This window comes from Martinezella sp. CNPSo 3890 (assembly GCF_057784455.1).
The window spans coordinates 78,411-96,377 of sequence record NZ_JBXSOR010000018.1 but is presented as its reverse complement, the minus strand read 5'-3'; the positions used below and the strand labels follow the sequence as shown (position 1 = coordinate 96,377).

General features: G+C 59.8%; 17 protein-coding genes. 5 read left to right on the top strand and 12 right to left on the bottom strand.

Going from position 1 to position 17,967, the window contains the following annotated elements; translation table 11 throughout:
- Positions 1 to 93 precede the first annotated feature (93 nt).
- Entirely contained in the window at positions 94 to 693 is a 600-nt protein-coding gene (locus AC13RC_RS28775; RefSeq protein ID WP_152092821.1) for a LysE family translocator, read from the top strand.
- A gap of 26 nt (positions 694 to 719) precedes the next feature.
- Here the strand turns inward: AC13RC_RS28775 and AC13RC_RS28770 are convergent, their stop codons facing one another.
- The 4 genes from AC13RC_RS28770 to AC13RC_RS28755 all read right to left on the bottom strand — a co-directional run bounded on the left by AC13RC_RS28770 (position 720) and on the right by AC13RC_RS28755 (position 4,792).
- Positions 720 to 2,579, bottom strand: a complete 1,860-nt coding sequence (locus tag AC13RC_RS28770; protein WP_488559307.1) for a CHASE2 domain-containing protein — start codon at positions 2,577 to 2,579, stop codon at positions 720 to 722.
- Between the two features lie 12 nt (positions 2,580 to 2,591).
- Positions 2,592 to 3,125, bottom strand: a complete 534-nt coding sequence (locus AC13RC_RS28765; RefSeq protein WP_488559306.1) for a FecR domain-containing protein — start codon at positions 3,123 to 3,125, stop codon at positions 2,592 to 2,594.
- Positions 3,126 to 3,210: 85 nt separating this feature from the next.
- Positions 3,211 to 4,260 (bottom strand): HoxN/HupN/NixA family nickel/cobalt transporter, encoded by a 1,050-nt coding sequence (locus tag AC13RC_RS28760; protein WP_488559305.1) that lies wholly within the window; start codon positions 4,258 to 4,260, stop codon positions 3,211 to 3,213.
- Between the two features lie 139 nt (positions 4,261 to 4,399).
- Positions 4,400 to 4,792, bottom strand: coding sequence for a rhodanese-like domain-containing protein (locus AC13RC_RS28755; protein WP_145317405.1), 393 nt, complete (start codon positions 4,790 to 4,792; stop codon positions 4,400 to 4,402).
- A 65-nt stretch (positions 4,793 to 4,857) separates the two neighbouring features.
- Between AC13RC_RS28755 and ftrA the strand changes: the two genes are divergently transcribed.
- Entirely contained in the window at positions 4,858 to 5,895 is a 1,038-nt protein-coding gene (gene ftrA / locus AC13RC_RS28750) for a transcriptional regulator FtrA (RefSeq protein WP_488559304.1), read from the top strand.
- Here the strand turns inward: ftrA and pyrG are convergent.
- The 4 genes from pyrG to AC13RC_RS28730 form a co-directional block, all read right to left on the bottom strand.
- A complete protein-coding gene (pyrG, locus tag AC13RC_RS28745; RefSeq protein WP_162746325.1) occupies positions 5,858 to 7,486 on the bottom strand; it encodes a CTP synthase in 1,629 nt (542 codons plus the stop codon). The two genes, ftrA and pyrG, sit on opposite strands and share 38 nt — an antisense overlap.
- Before the next feature lie 143 nt (positions 7,487 to 7,629).
- Positions 7,630 to 8,148 (bottom strand): preprotein translocase subunit SecG, encoded by a 519-nt coding sequence (gene secG / locus AC13RC_RS28740; protein ID WP_113330663.1) that lies wholly within the window; start codon positions 8,146 to 8,148, stop codon positions 7,630 to 7,632.
- Between the two features lie 113 nt (positions 8,149 to 8,261).
- Entirely contained in the window at positions 8,262 to 9,032 is a 771-nt protein-coding gene (tpiA, locus tag AC13RC_RS28735) for a triose-phosphate isomerase (RefSeq protein ID WP_488559303.1), read from the bottom strand.
- Between the two features lie 136 nt (positions 9,033 to 9,168).
- A complete protein-coding gene (locus AC13RC_RS28730) occupies positions 9,169 to 10,065 on the bottom strand; it encodes an alpha/beta hydrolase (protein WP_488559302.1) in 897 nt (298 codons plus the stop codon).
- A 205-nt stretch (positions 10,066 to 10,270) separates the two neighbouring features.
- On the opposite strand from AC13RC_RS28730, the gene parE reads away from it, so the two are divergent.
- Both parE and AC13RC_RS28720 read left to right on the top strand, forming a co-directional pair.
- Complete coding sequence (gene parE, locus AC13RC_RS28725; RefSeq protein WP_488559301.1) at positions 10,271 to 12,334, top strand: DNA topoisomerase IV subunit B; 2,064 nt, start codon at positions 10,271 to 10,273, stop codon at positions 12,332 to 12,334.
- Positions 12,335 to 12,582: 248 nt separating this feature from the next.
- Entirely contained in the window at positions 12,583 to 13,761 is a 1,179-nt protein-coding gene (locus AC13RC_RS28720; RefSeq protein ID WP_488559300.1) for an AI-2E family transporter, read from the top strand.
- Positions 13,762 to 13,765: 4 nt separating this feature from the next.
- Here AC13RC_RS28720 and AC13RC_RS28715 read toward each other — a convergent pair whose 3' ends face one another.
- The 4 genes from AC13RC_RS28715 to AC13RC_RS28700 all read right to left on the bottom strand — a co-directional run bounded on the left by AC13RC_RS28715 (position 13,766) and on the right by AC13RC_RS28700 (position 16,729).
- On the bottom strand, positions 13,766 to 14,233 hold the full coding sequence (locus AC13RC_RS28715; protein WP_488559299.1) for a GNAT family N-acetyltransferase: 468 nt from the start codon (positions 14,231 to 14,233) through the stop codon (positions 13,766 to 13,768).
- Between the two features lie 35 nt (positions 14,234 to 14,268).
- Entirely contained in the window at positions 14,269 to 15,423 is a 1,155-nt protein-coding gene (locus tag AC13RC_RS28710) for a DUF2336 domain-containing protein (RefSeq protein WP_488559323.1), read from the bottom strand.
- Between the two features lie 113 nt (positions 15,424 to 15,536).
- Positions 15,537 to 16,142 carry a flavin reductase family protein gene (locus AC13RC_RS28705; protein WP_488559298.1) on the bottom strand — a complete coding sequence of 202 codons (606 nt, stop codon included), beginning with the start codon at positions 16,140 to 16,142 and terminating at the stop codon, positions 15,537 to 15,539.
- Positions 16,142 to 16,729, bottom strand: a complete 588-nt coding sequence (locus tag AC13RC_RS28700; RefSeq protein ID WP_113330656.1) for a nitroreductase family protein — start codon at positions 16,727 to 16,729, stop codon at positions 16,142 to 16,144. The genes AC13RC_RS28705 and AC13RC_RS28700 overlap by 1 nt, the downstream gene beginning before the upstream one ends.
- A gap of 108 nt (positions 16,730 to 16,837) precedes the next feature.
- Between AC13RC_RS28700 and AC13RC_RS28695 the strand changes: the two genes are divergently transcribed.
- On the top strand, positions 16,838 to 17,953 hold the full coding sequence (locus AC13RC_RS28695) for a hypothetical protein (protein ID WP_488559297.1): 1,116 nt from the start codon (positions 16,838 to 16,840) through the stop codon (positions 17,951 to 17,953).
- The last annotated feature ends 14 nt before the right edge of the window (positions 17,954 to 17,967 follow it).

Here is a 17,967-nt window from a genome sequence, read left to right as displayed (position 1 = left end):
GCATTATAATTGCTAATGCCTTGATCCTTCAATATTCGATTTCATAATGCGGGAGCTGCGCCTATGCCTTTTTCGATTAGAGAAGGGCTGGATATGACAATCGAACCTCTGCTGCCGCTGATACTCTTCGCATTGGTTTCCACCATAACGCCGGGCGGTGCGACCACGCTCGCGACTGCGTCCGGCGCGCATTTCGGCTTCCGTCGCTCCATACCCGTCATGGGCGGTTTTGCCTTCGGCTTGGGCTCCATGGCCTGCGCTGCGGCTGCGGGGCTCGGCAGCGTGTTGATGGCCCTGCCGATGCTGCAGATCGCCATGAAGACGCTGGGGTCCCTCTATCTGCTCTGGCTCGCCGTTCGGATCGGCAGAAGCGGCCAGCCGCACGAGGTGGGGCAGATGGCGAGACCGACAGGCTTCCTCGCCGGCGTATGGATGCTCTGGCACAATCCCAAGGGCTGGGCCATGACGATGGGGGCTGCTGCTTCTTTCGCTGCGTTGGCAGAAAGTCCCGTTAGACTTGGTATATTGCTCGGTGTGACTTTCTGCCTTATCGCAGCCTTCTCGCTCGCCGTATGGTGCCTTCTCGGGCAGATGCTCGGGCGTCTGCTGAAAGCGGCATGGCAGTGGCGCGCGGTCAATATCTCTCTTGCGTGCCTCCTGGTGATTTCAATCATTCCGATGTGGGGAGAATGAAACCAGGCAGATGGAGGCTGGTTTGATCACGGCCGGTTGCGCCAAAGCCATATGGTCAAGGTCCCGGCGCGACCACGCAAGCCTGTTTCGATCGGGCCATCGAGGCTGCCCTCATTGAAAGGCGCGCTGTCCCGACCGACGGAAAGCAATAGCTCATGGCTGATGGCGATTTCGGCGCGATTGCTGGCGGCGACCTCCATCAGCCGGCTTGCGACGTTAACGGTGTCGCCGGTTGCGGTGATCTGCTGTCGTCCTCCACCACCCAGCCGGGAGGCGACGATGATGCCGCAATGCGCACCGATCTTGAAGCCGATGCGGGAAGCGACCGTCTCCGGCAGTGCTGAGAGCCAGCCCTTCATCCGCGCGGCGAGACGAATGCAGCAGCGCGCCGCATTGGCGGGATCGCTCGGCTTCGGCTGCGGCAGGCCGAAAAGGATCATAGCTCCGTCACCCATGAAGCTGATGATGGCGCCGCCGGATGCGGTTACCTCTTCATCGACGAGATTGTAGAAGCCGTTCAGCAGTTCCCGAACCGCTGCTGGGCCAATGGCCTCGCTAAGACCTGTGAAGCCGTTGATGTCGATGAAGACGACGGCCGCTTCCTGTTGCACAGGGCTTGCGAGAAAATCGGGATCGCGGGCAAGATATTCGGCAAGACCGGGCGCCTCGATGCGCTGCAGGAGCTCGCTTTGCTCGGCAAATCGCGTCGCTCGCCTGCGGTCGAGCCAAAGTTGCGTGGCGCCATATAGCAGCATCGGTGGTACGGTCGCAGCAATCGGCAGTGCTGCGCTCAGCCATATTCCATGCTTGAATGCGCTGACGTTGACTGCGAACCAGACAAGCATGACGCCGAGTACTGTTATCGGGCCGATGGTGCTGCGCCGCCAGGAGAGAAGGGCAATGACGAGCAGCGGCAGGCCGACGGCGAAATAAAGGTCGATAAAACGGACGTTGCGGTCGCGTACCAGCCCGTCTCCGGCAATCAGATGTGTGATCGAGGTCGCGATAACCTCGACCCCAGGCAGAACGGGATCGAAGGGTGTTGGAAAGACATCGCCGCCGCCGGTAACGGTCGCGCCGATAACGACGATATGATCCCTGATCGCAGCCTCCGGCAAGTGCCCATTGAGCGCAGCACCGGCGCTGACGGTGCGGATCGTTCCGCGCGGACCGTAGAACGAGAGCGGCATGAGATAGCCGGTATCGGTCTGGATGGACCTGTCACCGATCTTGATATGATCGGAGATGACGGTTGTCTGCTCGTTGGTTGCGGTGGAAACGACACGCAGCGAAAAAGATGGTTCGATCCGCTCGCCGCTGCGAAACAGCAAAGGCACGAAACGCGGCGTGCCCGCCTTGTCGGTCTGCACATTGACGATACCATAGCTTGCGACGTCGGCGAACCGCTGCTGCGGTTCGAGGAATTGCAGCGCACTGGGCACGCGAGCGAGAGGTTCCTTGCTATCTTCTGTGACGCGTTGGCGGCTTTCGGGAAAGATGCCGGCTGCGGCCAGCACAACCTTGGTCCGTTTGAGCGATTGTTCCAATGCTGCATCGTTGGCCTCGTCGCCGGCATCGACCAGAAGCAGATCGAGCGCGACGGCTTTCGGCCCCAATGCGGCGATGGCATCGATCACTTTGGCGAGCGTGGCGCGCGGCAAAGGATAGTGTCCCGCCATACGCGACGTCTCATCGTCTATGGCAATGATCGTGACGAGATCGGGTGGCTGGAAGCTGCCGCCGAGCGTATTGCGGAGGTTCGTGAGCGTCGCTTCGGCGCCGTCGACAAAGGGAATGTCACCGCGCAGATGCGCGACGCCCAGGCCCATCCCCCAGACGGCAGTCAAGAAAAGCGCAATCAGCGTCTGCAGCGGCGGTCTGCGCATGATGTTGGAATCTCACTGGCCGAGGCGCGCCATCAAAGCATTTATGCGCGGCTGTCCCCATTGGGTGACACGCAATGCGGCGCGCCCCCGGTCGGCGTCGACGCCTTGTCCTTGGCCTAGCGTAAGCCCCTGCCCGGTCGATACCTTATTGACCGCGACCCGGCCGCGCAGGACAAGCACGGAGGTATTGCCCCGTTTCACGTCGACGGCCCAGCGCGTGCCGCGCACGGCGGCGATCGCCTGCGGCGTCACCACTTCGAATCCGCCCCTAACACGGTTGCGATCGACATCAACCAGTGCTGCCTTGCTGTCGAGTACGAGAGCATCCGCCCGACCATCATGGTTTCGGTCTGCAAACCGGTAGTGAGCGCCACGCTCGACGGTGACGCTAAGCCCAGCTTCGCAATTCAAGACCTGGCGCGTCGTGCTGACGGCAGGCTGCAATGGGCAATTTGCGACGGCTTGTGCAGAAGCCGTGCCGGCGCTGACGATGCATAGACTGCCTGCTGCCAGCGCTAGGCTGCGAACATTGCTTGCGTGGATCATGATTGTGGCCCCTCATCACATGCGACTGGAGCCGCGGACGGCGATTTCCAGTCACGGTATGCCCGATCCTCGGGGCGATGATGCGTCATGAGCGATTGATCTGCAAGTTGTCGTAGCCTCTGGCTTTGTAGAGCACGGTCGAAACCAGCCAGCTCAGCAAGAAGATGCCGACGACGGCGAAGCCGAAATTGGCAAGGTTGTCGTTGAGTTCGCCGACGAAGCTCCAGAAGCTGCCTTCGAGGCCGAGTTTGTCAGCGATGAGCCCCAAAGCCTCGATACCACCGATGAAGACGGCGACGACAACTGAAGCCGCAGTGATGGTCAGATTGTACCAGAGCTTGCGAACCGGCTTGACGAAGGCCCAGCCATAGGCACCCGTCATCAGCGTACTGTCCAGCGTATCCATCAGCGACATGCCGGCGGTGAACAGCGCCGGGAAGACGAGTATGGTCCAGAAGGACATGCCCTGCGCGGCTTGAGCGGCCGAAATGCCGAGAAGCCCGATCTCAGTTGCGGTATCGAAGCCGAGGCCGAAAAGGAAGCCGATCGGATACATATGCCAGGAGCGTGTCACGACCTTGAACATAGGACGGAAAATGCGCGCCAGGACGCCGCTGCCGGCAAGCAGCGTGTCGAGATCTTCTTCTGAGATCCGCTCACCCCTCTGCGCCCTTCTGAAAGCGGACCAGACGCCTTTTAGGACGAAGAGATTGGCAATGCCGATCAGCAGCAGAAAGACCGCTGAAACCGTCGTGCCGACGACGCCGCCGATATCGTGGAAGGAATCGAGCTGGCTTTGCATGGCGGCAGCCGTTGCGGCAATCAGGATCGAGGCGATCACAACGATCGAGGAATGACCGAGCGAGAAGAAGAAGCCGACGGCATAAGGCTGCTTCTTTTCCTGAATGAGCTTGCGCACGACATTGTCGATCGCGGCGATGTGATCGGCATCGAAGGCGTGGCGCAGGCCGAACATATAGGCAAGAAGCGCAATACCAAGCAAAGACGGACGGTCTGCAAAAGCGACCCAAGCCCAGATCCAGGCGGCAATATTGAAAACGATCAGCAGCGCGAAGGTGAAGGCGATCTTCGCCCTCGGCCTTTCCGCGCGATCATCAAATGGATTGAGAATCATACTTTTGTTCCCGTTATGCTTACCCGCACAATGTCACGGAAACGAAAGCAGCGCGACAGTCAAATGACGTAGATGCCGAAGTTTTTCGCAGTGTCGCAAAAATGGGCAGACCCGTCTATGCCGGCTCTGCCCTTTGCGCTCAATCCTTCTCGAACGGATACCCCTCATCGGCCCAGCCGGTCATGCCGCCGATCATGACCTTCACGCGCTTACCGAGTGTGCCCAGACGCCAGGCCGCCTTGTCTGTGCCGTTACAATGCGGTCCGGCGCAATAGACGACGAAGAGTGTATCGTCTGGCCATTCCGCCATCTTCCTCGCGGTCATCTTGCCATGCGGCAGGTTGATCGCACCCGGGATATGCTTCTCCTGGAACATGGCCGGGCCGCGGACATCGAACAGGACGAAATCGACATTGCCCGATGTCATGGATTGGTAGACGTCGGAGCAATCGGTTTCGAAGCCAAGCCTCTTGGCATAGTGCTCAGCGACGAGACTGGGGTCTGCAACGGGGATTTCACTGACGAGGGACATGGAACGCTCCTTATTTGGTTCGGTGCATTCATGCCTGAGCGATCCCATGATTGAAATTGGCCGAAATGCCATATAACGTCAAAATCATGCCAAACTCAGATCACCCCAATCTCCGCGGCCCCCATGTCGTCACCCTTGTCTATGACGGGCTGTGCACCTTCGAATTCGGGGTCGCCTATGAGATCTTTGGCCTGTCGCGTCCGGAAATGGGCGAGGACTGGTATCGCTTTTCCGCCTGCGCTATCGAGCATGGCCCTCTGCGCGCCGCCGGCGGGCTGACGATACAGGTCGACCACGGTCTTGAAGTCCTTGCCGATGCCGACCTCATCATCGTGCCCGGCTGGCGCGGTATCGGAACGCCGGTCCCTGCCCTGCTGATTGCCGAACTCCAAGCGGCCAGCCGCCGTGGTGTCCGCATCATGTCCCTCTGCTCTGGCGTCGCAGTCCTTGCCGCGGCCAGTCTACTCGCCGGCCGCAAGGCGACCACACATTGGCGCTACGTCGATTCCATTGCTACGCGCTATCCGGATATATTAGTCGATGCCGATGTTCTCTATGTCGATGAAGACAAGGTGCTGACCGCCGCCGGCAGTGCCGCCGCCATCGATCTCTGTCTGCATGTCGTGCGCCGCGATTACGGACCGGATATTGCCAACAGCGTCGCCCGCCGTCTTGTGGTTCCACCCCATCGCGAGGGCGGCCAGGCGCAATATATCGAAACGCCGGTTTTGAGACAGCGTGAGGGAGCTCGTTTAGGCCCGCTGCTTGAATGGATGCGCGAGCGTTTGCAGGAAGATCAGCCCATTGCGGCACTTGCAGCGCGGGCCGGCATGAGTGTGCGGACCTTCCAGCGCCGTTTCGAGGCGACCACCGGCATGACGCCGGGGGAATGGCTGCTCAGCGAGCGGCTGCGGCGCGCCCGCGATCTGCTTGAAAAGCAAACGGCCATTTCATTGGACGATGTAGCCGCGGCGAGCGGGTTTGGATCGCTCGCCACCATGCGCCATCATTTTCGGGAGAGGCTTGCGGTGAGCCCGAGCGACTACCGCAAGCGATTTTCAAATCTTAAACCAGCCGGCTCTGTTCCGTCGCCGCTTCGATAAAGCTCGAGAACAGCGGATGCGGCTCCAGCGGACGGGACTTCAGTTCCGGGTGATACTGGACGCCGATGAACCACGGATGATCCGCATATTCGATCGTTTCAGGCAGAACGCCGTCCGGTGACATGCCGGAGAAGGTCAAGCCGCATTCTTCCAGCCTGTCCTTGTAGTCGACATTGACCTCATAGCGATGGCGATGACGCTCCGAAATATCTGTGGAGCCGTAGATCTCGGAAATCTTCGTGCCCTTCTTCAGGGCCGCCTTGTAAGCGCCAAGGCGCATCGTGCCGCCGAGATCGCCGGATGCCGTGCGCTTCTGCAGCTCATTGCCCTTCAACCATTCGGTCATCAGGCCAACGACAGGTTCCTTGGTCGGGCCGAACTCGGTCGACGAGGCATGTTCGACACCGGCCAGATTGCGGGCCGCTTCGATGACGGCCATCTGCATGCCGAAGCAGATGCCGAAATACGGCACCTTGCGTTCGCGTGCGAAGCGGGCTGCCAGGATCTTGCCCTCCGAACCGCGCTCGCCAAAGCCGCCGGGGACGAGAATGCCGTGAACTTTCTCAAGATACGGCGCCGGATCTTCCTTTTCGAAGACCTCGGATTCGATCCATTCGAGCTTGACCTTGACCCGGTTGGCGATGCCGCCGTGATGCAGTGCTTCGATCAGCGACTTATACGCATCCTTGAGCCCGGTATATTTGCCGACGATGGCAATCGTCACCTCGCCTTCCGGCGTGCGGATGCGATTGCAGACCTCTTCCCACTGCTCCAGGCGCGGCTTCGGGGCCGGCTCGATGCCGAAAGCAGCCAGAACTTCGTTGTCGAGGCCTTCCTTGTGGTAGGCCATCGGCACGTCATAGATGTTGGCGACATCGAGCGCCTGAATGACGGCAGATTCCCGCACGTTGCAGAACAGCGAAAGCTTGCGACGCTCAGCTTCGGGGATTTCCCGATCGGCGCGTACAAGCAGAATGTCAGGATGAATGCCGAGTGCCTGCAGTTCCTTGACCGAATGCTGCGTCGGCTTGGTCTTCAGCTCGCCGGCAGCGGGGATATAGGGCATCAGCGTCAGATGGACGTAAACAGCCGTACCGCGCGGCAGATCGTTGCCGAGCTGGCGGATCGCTTCCATGAAAGGCATGGCTTCGATATCGCCGACCGTGCCGCCGATTTCGCAGATGACGAAATCATAGTCGTCATTGCCTTCGGTGACGAAATCCTTGATCTCGTTGGTAACGTGCGGAATGACCTGAACAGTCGCGCCGAGATAGTCGCCGCGGCGTTCCTTGTCGATGATGTTCTTGTAGATGCGACCGGTGGTGATGTTGTCGGTCTTGGTGGCCGAGCGGCCGGTGAAGCGCTCGTAGTGGCCGAGATCGAGGTCGGTTTCAGCACCGTCGTCGGTGACGAAGACCTCGCCGTGCTGGGTCGGGCTCATAGTGCCCGGATCCACGTTCAGATAGGGGTCGAGTTTGCGCAGGCGGACTCGATAACCACGAGCCTGCAACAACGCTCCGAGAGCCGCAGCCGCAATTCCTTTTCCGAGGGAAGAAACCACGCCGCCAGTGATGAATACATATCGCGCCATGGGAGTCACCGGATACCTTTTCACAAATGATTCCGCTAGCCCTAAAATTCGTTTCCGGAATTTTGGCTACAGAACGCGGAATATGGACAAAACAAAACCGGCAGATCCGAGGACCTGCCGGGGATGATCTTCGACGACCGGAATTACTTACCGGTCGGGACGCCGCCGTTGTCGGCTGGCGCGGGAGTGGTCGTCGCCGGCGCGGTCTGTTGACCGGTCGCGGCCGGAGCCTGCTGGGCAGGAGCTGCCTGATTCGTCGTGGCAGGCGGTGTTGCCTGCGACTGCGGAGCGACGGCACCGCTGTTCGGAACACCGCTATTATCGGCGGGCTTCGGCTGGGTGTTTGCCGGAGCAGCACCCTTCTGGCCGCCAAGCGAATCGAGAATGCCGTTGCCCTGACCCGCCGTGCTCGGAATGCGGTTGAGAATGTCGGTCGGGCGAGCCTCGAAGCGGGACAGCACGTTCATGCCGAGGGCAAGCGCGAAGAACAGCGTTGCCAGAATGGCCGTTGTGCGCGTCAGCGCATTGGCCGTACCGCGCGCAGACATGAAGCCCGAGCCGCCCCCGATGCCAAGGCCGCCACCTTCGGAGCGCTGAATCAGCACCACGCCGATAAGGGCGACGACAACCATGAGATAGATGACAAGCAGTACGGTTTGCATAGATCCAGTCCTGCCCGGTGCGGGCATCAAAAATAAAAGCTCGCGGCTCTTTACATGAGGCTCTCGCCTATTCCAAGCCCTTTTAAGGCTGGAATTCCGGGCAAGTGGTTGCTTCAGGCGAACTGCCGTTCGAATGCGGCATAAATGGCGAGGAAGTCGACCGCTTTCAAGCTCTGTCCGCCGACAAGCACACCGTTGACATGCGGAACATCCAGAAGGTCGCGCGCATTGGCGCCGCTGACCGATCCGCCATAGAGGATTCGCATATTCGCCCCCTCCTTGCCGAAGCGCTCGATGAGTTCGGCGCGGATGAAGGCATGTGCCTCCTCGACGTTTTCCTGGGTTGGAACCACGCCGGTGCCGATCGCCCAGACTGGCTCGTAAGCGATCACGGTCGTCTGTGCCGTGGAGCCATCCGGAATGGAGCCCACGAGCTCCCGCTTCAGCACCTCGAGCGTTTGGCCACTATTGCGCTCGTAAGCCGTTTCGCCGATGCAGATGATGGCGATCAGCCCGGAATCATGCGCTGCCTGCGCCTTGGCGCGCACCAGCATGTCGCTTTCCGCGTGATTCCTGCGGCGTTCTGAATGGCCGACGATGACGTGAGTGCCGAAGCAGTCGGCGATCATCTCGGCTGAAATATCGCCGGTATGGGCGCCGCTGACCTGCTGGTGACAATCCTGGGCGCCGATGGCGAGCGGACTGTCGTCGCAAAGTGCGGTCGCGACATAGAGCAAGGTGGCTGGGGGGCAGAGCAGCGTATCGATCTTCTCCGACAGCGGCGCCTTGACGCCGTCCGCGATCGCCTTGATCTGATCCAGGCTCGCGCGTGTGCCGTTCATCTTCCAGTTTCCGGCCAGAAGCGGCCGTATGGTCTTCGTCATTCCGATATTCTCCCCCTTGATCCAGCTTCGGACTAACAAAAAGGAAAGGGAAAAGAAAGTTATCGAATGCGGCCGAAACCAGCTCAAATCGTTTGAAAAATGCTTATCCGGAAAATAAGTCGGATTGCGCGAGCGTTTATGACGCTTGCGGATCAACGATCCAGTTGAGCACTTTGCGCCAATCGGTCATGCGCACCGGCGTTCCATGATTGCCGGTCTCGAAAAGCGTGAAGCGTGTCGGATAATGCGTCTCGTAAAGTTTTTCAAACAAGGCCTGCTGGTCCGCAGCCGCATAGACCGGATCCTTGCTGCCATGCGTGAACCAGAGCGGCAGCTTTGCCTTGTAAAAGGCGCTCTTGGTAAAATCAGGATCGGTGACGCCGCTCAGGATCGCCATGCCCTTCATGCGCTTGACGCTCTCGGCATCGCGGGTAATGCCCCAGCAGATGAAGCTGCCCATGGAGGCGCAGGTCAGGATGACGGGCTTGCCGCCCGACTGTTCATAAGAGTAGCGGATCAGCGCGGCGATATCCGCAACCCCGTTGCTGTCGAAGCCCTTGACGCTCGGGGCGTAATAGGTGCCGCCGTTGCGATAGGCGAGGTTCTTCAGCCGGTTGAAATTGCCGCCGAACGTATAGTCGTTGGAGCCGAGCCGGCGGTCGCCGCCGCGGCCATGGATGAAGATCACGGTAAATGCCTGTTGCGATGCGGGACCTATGCGGGTGACATCGACCTTGCGGCCGCTGATCTCAAGCGTTTCGTCTTCCTGGGCTTTCCAGCGCACGCCGGTATCGACATAGGCCGGCTTGACGCGCTTTTCCGGAATCTGGTCGCGGCCATTGATATCTCGCATTTCCTGGTAATCGATCGTCTGGAACGCGCCGTTGTCGTGGCTTTCGATGACCGTCTGATTGGAAAACAGCTCATCCTTGAACGGCTTCAACATATCTGCAGAGGCGGTCTGCCCCGTCGCCAGAAGCAAAATGGCCGAGATTGCGGGCAGGATAGGCAAATGAGCTGTGGACATTCGCATGCGGATACTTCCTCAAATCAGCCATCGGGGTTGCCATTCGTCACTCGGCAACGCAAATCTCATTCATGAATCTTCCCCGTCACGGGGCGCCATCGCTCTTGTGCGCCGTTTCTGGCAGAATCACGATGATTCGCGAATAGCGGCGACAAATGCGATATTAAAGGGGTTTGGCCCCTCCAGGACAAATCTAGCAGCTCGAAGTTCTATGGATAACAGCAACGATCTCTTCTCCGGCCTCCCCCGCTCGCCGAAACCGGAAGCAGCGGAAAAGTCGGCCGCAAAGCCGGAAAAGTCAGCCGCCGCGCCCGCACAGCGCCCGGCTCCGACGACTTCGTCGTCAGAGGAATATGGCGCAAGCTCCATCCGAGTTCTCGAGGGGCTCGAGCCCGTCCGCATGCGTCCCGGCATGTATATCGGCGGCACGGACGAGAAGGCGCTGCACCACCTCTTCGCCGAAGTCATCGACAATTCCATGGACGAGGCGGTGGCCGGCCACGCCAATTTCATTGAGGTCTATCTCGATCGGGAAGGTTATCTGACCGTCACGGATAACGGGCGCGGCATTCCCGTGGAAAACCATCCGCAGGTGCCTGGCAAGTCGACGCTCGAAGTCATCATGACCAAGCTGCATGCCGGCGGCAAATTCGACGGCAAGGCCTATGAGACCTCGGGCGGTCTGCATGGCGTCGGCGTGTCCGTCGTCAATGCGCTGTCGGATGATCTGGAAGTCGAAGTCGCCCGCAACCGCAAGCTCTATCGCCAGCGCTTCTCGCGCGGCCTGCCGATTGGCGGTTTGGAAGAACTGGGTGACGTGCATAATCGCCGCGGCACGCGCGTCCGCTTCCATCCCGATCCGCAGATCTTCGGCGATCACGCCCGCTTCGATCCGGCCCGCGTTTTCCGCATGGCCCGTTCCAAGGCCTATCTGTTCGGCGGCGTCGAAATCCGCTGGGGCTGCGATCCCGAGCTGGCGCCGGAAGGCGCCGATGTTCCGGAAAAGGCGGTCTTCCATTTCCCGGGCGGCCTTAAGGATTATCTTAAGGCGACGATGGGCAACGAGTTCACTGTCACCCGCGAGATCTTTGCCGGCAAGTCGGAAAAGGAAAGCGGCCACGGCTCGCTCGAATGGGCGATCACATGGTATGGCGGCGACCCGCAGATCCATTCCTATTGTAATACGATTCCGACTCCTGAAGGCGGCACCCATGAGGCAGGCCTCCGCATTGCCTTGACCAAGGGCCTGAAGAGCTACGCCGATCTCACCCAAAACAAGCGTGCGGCCAATATCACGACGGATGACGTGATGATTTCCGGCGTCGGCATGCTGTCGATCTTCATCCGCGAGCCGGAATTCGTCGGCCAGACGAAGGACAAGCTCGCGACGGTCGAAGCCCAGCGCATCGTCGAAAACGCACTGCGCGACCCTTTCGATCACTATCTTGCCGACAATCCGGCCGAAGCTGAAAAGCTGCTGGAATGGGTGATCGAGCGCTCCGAGGAGCGCCTGCGGCGGCGCAAGGAAAAGGAAGTCAACCGCAAGACGGCCGTGCGCAAGCTGCGCCTTCCGGGCAAGCTGGCGGATTGCTCGCAGAGCGCAGCGGAAGGTGCCGAACTTTTCCTCGTGGAGGGCGATTCGGCAGGCGGCTCGGCCAAGCAGGCACGAAACCGCACCAACCAGGCAATCCTGCCGCTACGCGGCAAGATTCTGAACGTCGCCAGCGCCGGCCGGGAGAAGCTTTCTGCCAATCAGCAGATTACCGACCTCGTGCAGGCGCTCGGTTGCGGCACACGCACGAAATACCGTGAGGAAGACCTTCGCTATCAGCGCATCGTCGTGATGACCGATGCCGACGTCGACGGCGCCCACATCGCTTCGCTGCTGATCACCTTCTTCTATCAGGAGATGCCGGAGCTGATCCGTCAGGGCCACCTCTTTCTGGCCGTCCCGCCGCTCTACAAGATCACCCAGGGCTCGAAATCCATCTATGCCCGCGACGACGCCCACCGGCAGGAGCTGATGGCCACGGAATTCAAGGGCAAAGGCAAGGTTGAGATCAGCCGCTTCAAAGGTCTGGGCGAAATGCTGCCGGCCCAGCTCAAGGAGACCACGATGGATCCGGCTAAGCGCACGCTGCTGCGCGTCGAGATCGATGAAGTGGATTTCGAAGGCACCCGCGACGCCGTCGACAATCTGATGGGCACCAAGGCCGACGCCCGTTTCCGCTTCATTCAGGAGCGCGCTGCCTTTGCCGAGGATCTGGATATCTGACAGCAGACCAACCGCCGAAACGGATTTGTTGATCCTCCTCGCTGATAAAAGTTTCAAATTCGACACAAAAACTCAGTCTTCTGCGTTCAAGATGCTTCTTCGCCTCTCGATAACTTAATTACGGCGCGCAGGACGGTCGTGCTATTGTCATGACGGCTGAATAAGAAGCTTAAAGCCGTTGCTCTTGAAACGGCCTAGATCATACCCCATAACCGGATGATCTAGTAAAGAGGGGCGAAGTAAGACCGGTGGGTGTATTTGAACGTCATAAGCCGAGGGAGCATCGGTGGCTGGGACCGAGTGCGCATGCGCGCATGCCTTTGATCCCATCCATTTCCGCAGCGCGCTGGCTGCTGATTCTGATTGCCATTGCCGGCATTTATTTCTTCTATGGCTTTCTCGTTCCGGTTCTGGCCGCCGCGGTGATCGGCTTTGCCACTTGGCCGCTTTACAGTGATATCGTGCGGCGAACGGGCGGGAATACGACAGTTGCCGCCACCATCGCTATTGCATTCATCGTGACCTTTCTGGTTCTCCCGATCGTTCTTTCCGCCCTCTATATGGCTGGAGAAGTACGCGACTGGTTCGGCTGGGCAATCCATGTAAACCGTGACGGTGCGCCGCCACCGCAATGGATTCTGGCTTTGCCGGTCGTCGGTGCGTGGCTCGGCGAGCAATGGACGCAATATGTCGGCAGCCCGGGCTCGCTCGGTGAGCTGGCGCAGCTCGTCAGCGGCGCCCATATCGGCAATATCTACAGGGCAGTGCTCGCAGCAGGCGGTGGCGCCTTCCACGTCGTCTTGACCTTGCTCTTCATGCTGATTGCATTGTTCTTCATCTATCGCGACGGCTCGACCTTCGTTCGTCAGGTCGATCTGCTCGGCGAACGTATTCTTCCCAATCGTTGGGAACGGATTTCGCGGGTCGTACCCGCGACGATCAGTTCGACCGTCATGGGCATGACGCTAATCGCCATCGGCGAAGGCATCGTCCTCGGCGTGGCCTACTGGATCGCCGGCGCTCCGTCCGCAATCACGCTCGGCGTACTGACGGGCGTGATGGCTCTCGTGCCGGGCGGTGCACCGCTTTCCATGTCGCTTGTGTCGATCTATCTCGTCGCCAGCGGCTCGCTTTGGGCGGGTATCGCCCTCTTTCTCTGGGGCACGATCGAGCTTTTCATTGTCGATAAAACGCTCCGTCCCAAGCTTGTCGGCGGTCCGATCAAGCTGCCGTTCCTCCCCACCTTCTTCGGTCTGGTGGGCGGGGTGAAGACCATGGGTTTCCTCGGGCTGTTCATCGGCCCGGTCCTAATGGCCATTATCGTTGCCATCTGGCGCGAATGGATTCGTGAGGCTGAATTGACCGAGGAACAGCATGCGCAGGAACCCGAACTGCAGCTGCATGTTCGGGACGCTGCCGAAGGCTGATTGCTCAGCTGGTTTGTTCCAGCCGTTTTTCCATGAACAGGCTGAGCGGGTCGGGCTGATAGCTGCCGAATGCGGGAATTTCGAGATATCCGAATTTCCGGTATAGGCCGATCGCTTCCGGCTGATATATGCCGGTTTCAAGCCGCACCGCGGAAAGGCCTTTTTCGAGCGCTGCCGCTTCGAGCGTCTCCATTAGCTTGCGCGCGACACTGCGGCCTCTGGCGATCGGATCGACGAACATGCGCTTGATCTCCGCTGTACCGTCGCCGGCTTCCACCAAGGCGCAACATCCGACGATCGCGCCCTCTACCCTGGCAACCCAGAAGGTCACCTCGGCCTTCTCCAGGGAAGAGAGATCGAGCATGTGGTTACTCTCCACCGGATAGAGCGATTCCGCATAGGCGCTCGACATGTCGAGAAGGCGGATAACCCCCTCCTGACGCGGGGATTCGATAGCAATCGTCAGTGACAAGATGAACCTCTGAGAGATAGAATGTCCGCTGGATATCACGCGGCGGCGAGCGTCGCCAGTGCGGCAAAGCTCCGCGCAGTCTGCCGTTTCTCGGCATTGGCAAGCTTCTCGACCATGTCGAGCAACTGCGTTGCCGCGGCGGGGGCTTGCTCCGCAAGGCGGAACTTGCGCATCAATCGCGAAGACACATCTTCCAGCATCGCACTGCCGTTCTTGCGGGAGGATTCGCGCCATATCATCGTCGCTTCGACGAAGATCGTGCTGATATCCCGAGGCAGTCCGGCGCTTTCGTAAAGCGCCCGCAGGGCATGGGCGCGCCCCCTGGAAACGATCGAGCGCACGCGCCGTTCATCGCATCCGGAAAGATTGGTGATCGCGCAGGCAAAGAAATCGACCTTGCCGGAACATAGCGCATGCATCAGGAACGCCGGCGTCAGCCAGCCGCCCTGCCTGAGATGCTCGACCAAATCGGGCAATTGCTCGTGCTGTGCCGTTCCCGCAATCGTGACGGTTGCGGATTCGGTCGCTTCACGCGTTACCTGCTGTAGTCTGGATCTGTCGATAAAACTCTGGACGAGGGGCGATTCCAAAAGCGCGTTGCTGACCTGGCGCATCAGCAGGTGCCTGATATCTGAGGACAAGATGTCTCGTGAAAGAAGCAGTCCGCGTATGTCGGCGCAGTCACCCATTCGCTCGGCGATGCGTTTGAGCGAGGCCTGCGAAAGCAAGGCACCATCGTTCTCGAGCAGACACAGAATTTCAGCCTCGCCGCCGATCTCGGCAAGTGCAGCGCAGACCGCACGTGGCACCTCGCCGCGAGACGCGATCAACACCCGCGTCACATCGCTACCCCGCAATGCGAGATCGACGAGGTCGGCATCGGTGAACACGGGCGAAAATAGGATGATCTGCCCGGCGATTTCAGGCTGATCCTCGGCTAAAGACAGGATGACGTTCCGCGGGGCGGTGGCCGAATGCGCGACCGCCTCAGCAAGCGCCAGCCGCACGCGGGGAGACGGGTCGTCGAGCAGATAGGTCATTGCCATCTCGGCAGCCGCGCGCTCGTCCTTCGGCATCTCCGACTGCAGATAGGCCCTGCCGAGCGCATTGGCCGCTCGGGTCCTGCTTTCTGCCTTGGCGGTCTCAGCCCAGCGAAGGAATGCTTCTATGATCACGTAACGCCCCGATATCAACGAGGCGATTCTTGCCCCGCAAATTCATATGCTTCACGTTATCGGGCAAAGGTTTACGGGACGTTTACCTTGCTTATTAACCTTTCGCCTACCAGCACGAGTGGCACCCATCAGGGCGCCTTTGGCCTGATCATCTCGAAGACGTCACTGCCCTCGCTATAATCCATGTAGCCCATGCGGGCGATGGGACGCGCCAGCGCCATGTCCAGCCTGCCGTCGCGAATGATCGTCTCGTCGATATGGATACCGACGACCTGGCCGATGACCATGATATTTTCCGATACCTCGCCATTGAGACCCTTGGGCTGCAGGATTTCAGTTACCCGGCATTCAAGCACGGCAAAGGCTTCGGCAACATAGGGCGCATCGATCAGCTCGCCAGGTTTTGCGGTCAGTCCGGCAAGTTCGAATTCATTGACGCCATAGGGAACGGCAACGGAAGAATGGTTCATCTTCTCAACGATATGGCGACTGACGAGGTTGGCCGTAAAGACGCCGGTTTCCTCGACATTGCGCACGCTGTCCTTTCTGCCGGCAGAGGAGAACATCACCAGCTTCGGCCGGTCGCTGACGGCGTTGAAAAAGGAATAAGGCGACAAATTCAGCGAACCATCCCTGCCCTTGCTGCCGATCCAGCCGATCGGCCGCGGCGCCACGATCGCCTTGAACGGATCATGCGCCAGCCCATGACGATTGGTATCCGTCGTATAGAACATCACGCGTCCTCGCCGCCGACCCATGTTACCGTTTCGGCAAGTTCCGGGCGTGGGCGTTCGACCGGAGGAAAGCTTGTCGAGCCGATATGGATGAAGCCGGCGACCTTTTCGCCAGGCTGGACGCCGAGCAACGGATAGGCGCGCTCGTCGAAGGCGAACCATTCGGTCAGCCAATTGGAGACCCAACCATGAGCATTGGCTGAAATCAGCAGGTTCATGCAAAGCGCGCCCGCCGACATCAGCTGTTCCCATTCCGGGATCTTGAAATGCGGCGCCGCCTTGCTGACGACGGCGATGACCACCGGGGCACGAGTGAAGCGGGTGCGCTCCACCTGGATCATTTCCTCCGATAGGTCAGGCTTAGCTTCCAGCGCAAGCTTCAGCAGCTCTTCACCGATGCGAGCGCGTTCCTCGCCGCGATAGACGATGAAGCGCCACGGTGCGAGCTTGCCGTGGTCCGGCACACGCGAGGCCAACCGGAGAATCTCCTCGATCTCAGCCTTGTCCGGTCCCGGCTCCGACATCTGGAACGCAGGGATGGATCGGCGCACCGCGAGATAGTCGACCAGCTTGATATCGGTTTTCATTGAGGAACTGCCTTCATTTTGGCTTGTGGTATGATGAGGTCTTGAATTTGCCACCGCATTGGTTTTGAAGTGGCGTGTGTTTTATCGGAAGTCAATCGGTTGGTATCCATGTCAGGCATTTCATCCGCTCGCCGATTGAGCGCGGCTTTCGCAATGCTTGCGAGCATGAGTACCGCCGCCTCGGCACAGGATGCCTTCAAGGAATTCAAGCAGCTCGACGGCAGCGTCAAGATGCCGAAGCTCAATGCTTTCGTGGCCCCGAATGGCGAGAATTCGCCTGCGCGCGCATTGCGCGACGTTTCCCTCGAAGCCAAACTCACGCCCCAGAGCAGCCCGCAGCAGCAGGGCCTTGCCTGGTACGTCTTCAGCCCGATAGCGGGAGCAGACGGCAAACTGCCGCTGGTTGCCAGCTCGCGGGGAGGCTCGGCTTCCTTTCACCTTTTGCCGGGCGATTACTTCGTCAATGTCTCTTTCGGCCGCGCCGGTGTCACCAAGCGGCTGAGCGTGCCTGAAAGCGGCGAGACCCAGAAGCAGACGATGGTTCTCGACGCCGGCGGCATGGTCTTGAATGCCGTATCCGGCCCCGATGTCCGTATCCCTCCGAACGAGCTGAGTTTCTCGATCTATTCGAGCGAGACCAAGGAAGACGGCGAACGCGGCCTCGTCATGGACGACGTCAAGCCGAACACGCTGGTCGGCCTCAGTGCCGGCACCTATCACGTCGTCTCCGAATATGGCGAGGTCAATGCCGTCATCCGTGCCGATATCCAGGTGGAAGCCGGCAAGGTGACGGAGGCAACCATCCAGCACAGAGCGGCAAAGCTCACGTTCAAGCTGGTCTCGGATGCCGGCGGCGAGGCGATCGCCGATACGGCTTGGTCGATCCTCACATCTGCGGGCGATATCGTCGGGGAAAGCGTCAGTGCGTTCCCGACCATGGTCCTTGCGGAAGGCCGCTATACGGCTGTTGCCCGCAACAAGGACAAGATCTATCAGCGCGATTTCACGGTCGCCGCCGGGATGAATACGGATGTGGAAGTGCTGATGAAGCAGCAGCAGCCGCAGGATGCCGATACCGAACAGTCGGCCCGGCAGCTGCCGATCCAGATGCCGCCGATGCGCCAGAGCCAGACGCCGCCGGCCACGACCAACCAGCAACCGCTGCCCACTTATGAACAATTGGCGCCTTCCGCTGGTGGCGACGACGGCGATAGCATGGATTGACAGCGGAGCCCCGG

What these genes read in the sequence shown, in the direction of transcription:
- AC13RC_RS28765 (WP_488559306.1), bottom strand. Translation starts at nt 3,125, where the DNA reads ATGATCCACGCAAGCAATGTTCGCAGCCTAGCGCTGGCAGCAGGCAGT.
- AC13RC_RS28695 (WP_488559297.1), top strand. Translation starts at nt 16,838, where the DNA reads ATGTCAGGCATTTCATCCGCTCGCCGATTGAGCGCGGCTTTCGCAATG.
- parE (WP_488559301.1), top strand. Translation starts at nt 10,271, where the DNA reads ATGGATAACAGCAACGATCTCTTCTCCGGCCTCCCCCGCTCGCCGAAA.
- AC13RC_RS28770 (WP_488559307.1), bottom strand. Translation starts at nt 2,579, where the DNA reads ATGCGCAGACCGCCGCTGCAGACGCTGATTGCGCTTTTCTTGACTGCC.
- tpiA (WP_488559303.1), bottom strand. Translation starts at nt 9,032, where the DNA reads ATGACGAAGACCATACGGCCGCTTCTGGCCGGAAACTGGAAGATGAAC.
- AC13RC_RS28705 (WP_488559298.1), bottom strand. Translation starts at nt 16,142, where the DNA reads ATGTTCTATACGACGGATACCAATCGTCATGGGCTGGCGCATGATCCG.
- AC13RC_RS28775 (WP_152092821.1), top strand. Translation starts at nt 94, where the DNA reads ATGACAATCGAACCTCTGCTGCCGCTGATACTCTTCGCATTGGTTTCC.
- secG (WP_113330663.1), bottom strand. Translation starts at nt 8,148, where the DNA reads ATGCAAACCGTACTGCTTGTCATCTATCTCATGGTTGTCGTCGCCCTT.
- ftrA (WP_488559304.1), top strand. Translation starts at nt 4,858, where the DNA reads ATGCCATATAACGTCAAAATCATGCCAAACTCAGATCACCCCAATCTC.
- AC13RC_RS28730 (WP_488559302.1), bottom strand. Translation starts at nt 10,065, where the DNA reads ATGCGAATGTCCACAGCTCATTTGCCTATCCTGCCCGCAATCTCGGCC.
- AC13RC_RS28760 (WP_488559305.1), bottom strand. Translation starts at nt 4,260, where the DNA reads ATGATTCTCAATCCATTTGATGATCGCGCGGAAAGGCCGAGGGCGAAG.
- AC13RC_RS28755 (WP_145317405.1), bottom strand. Translation starts at nt 4,792, where the DNA reads ATGTCCCTCGTCAGTGAAATCCCCGTTGCAGACCCCAGTCTCGTCGCT.
- AC13RC_RS28700 (WP_113330656.1), bottom strand. Translation starts at nt 16,729, where the DNA reads ATGAAAACCGATATCAAGCTGGTCGACTATCTCGCGGTGCGCCGATCC.
- pyrG (WP_162746325.1), bottom strand. Translation starts at nt 7,486, where the DNA reads ATGGCGCGATATGTATTCATCACTGGCGGCGTGGTTTCTTCCCTCGGA.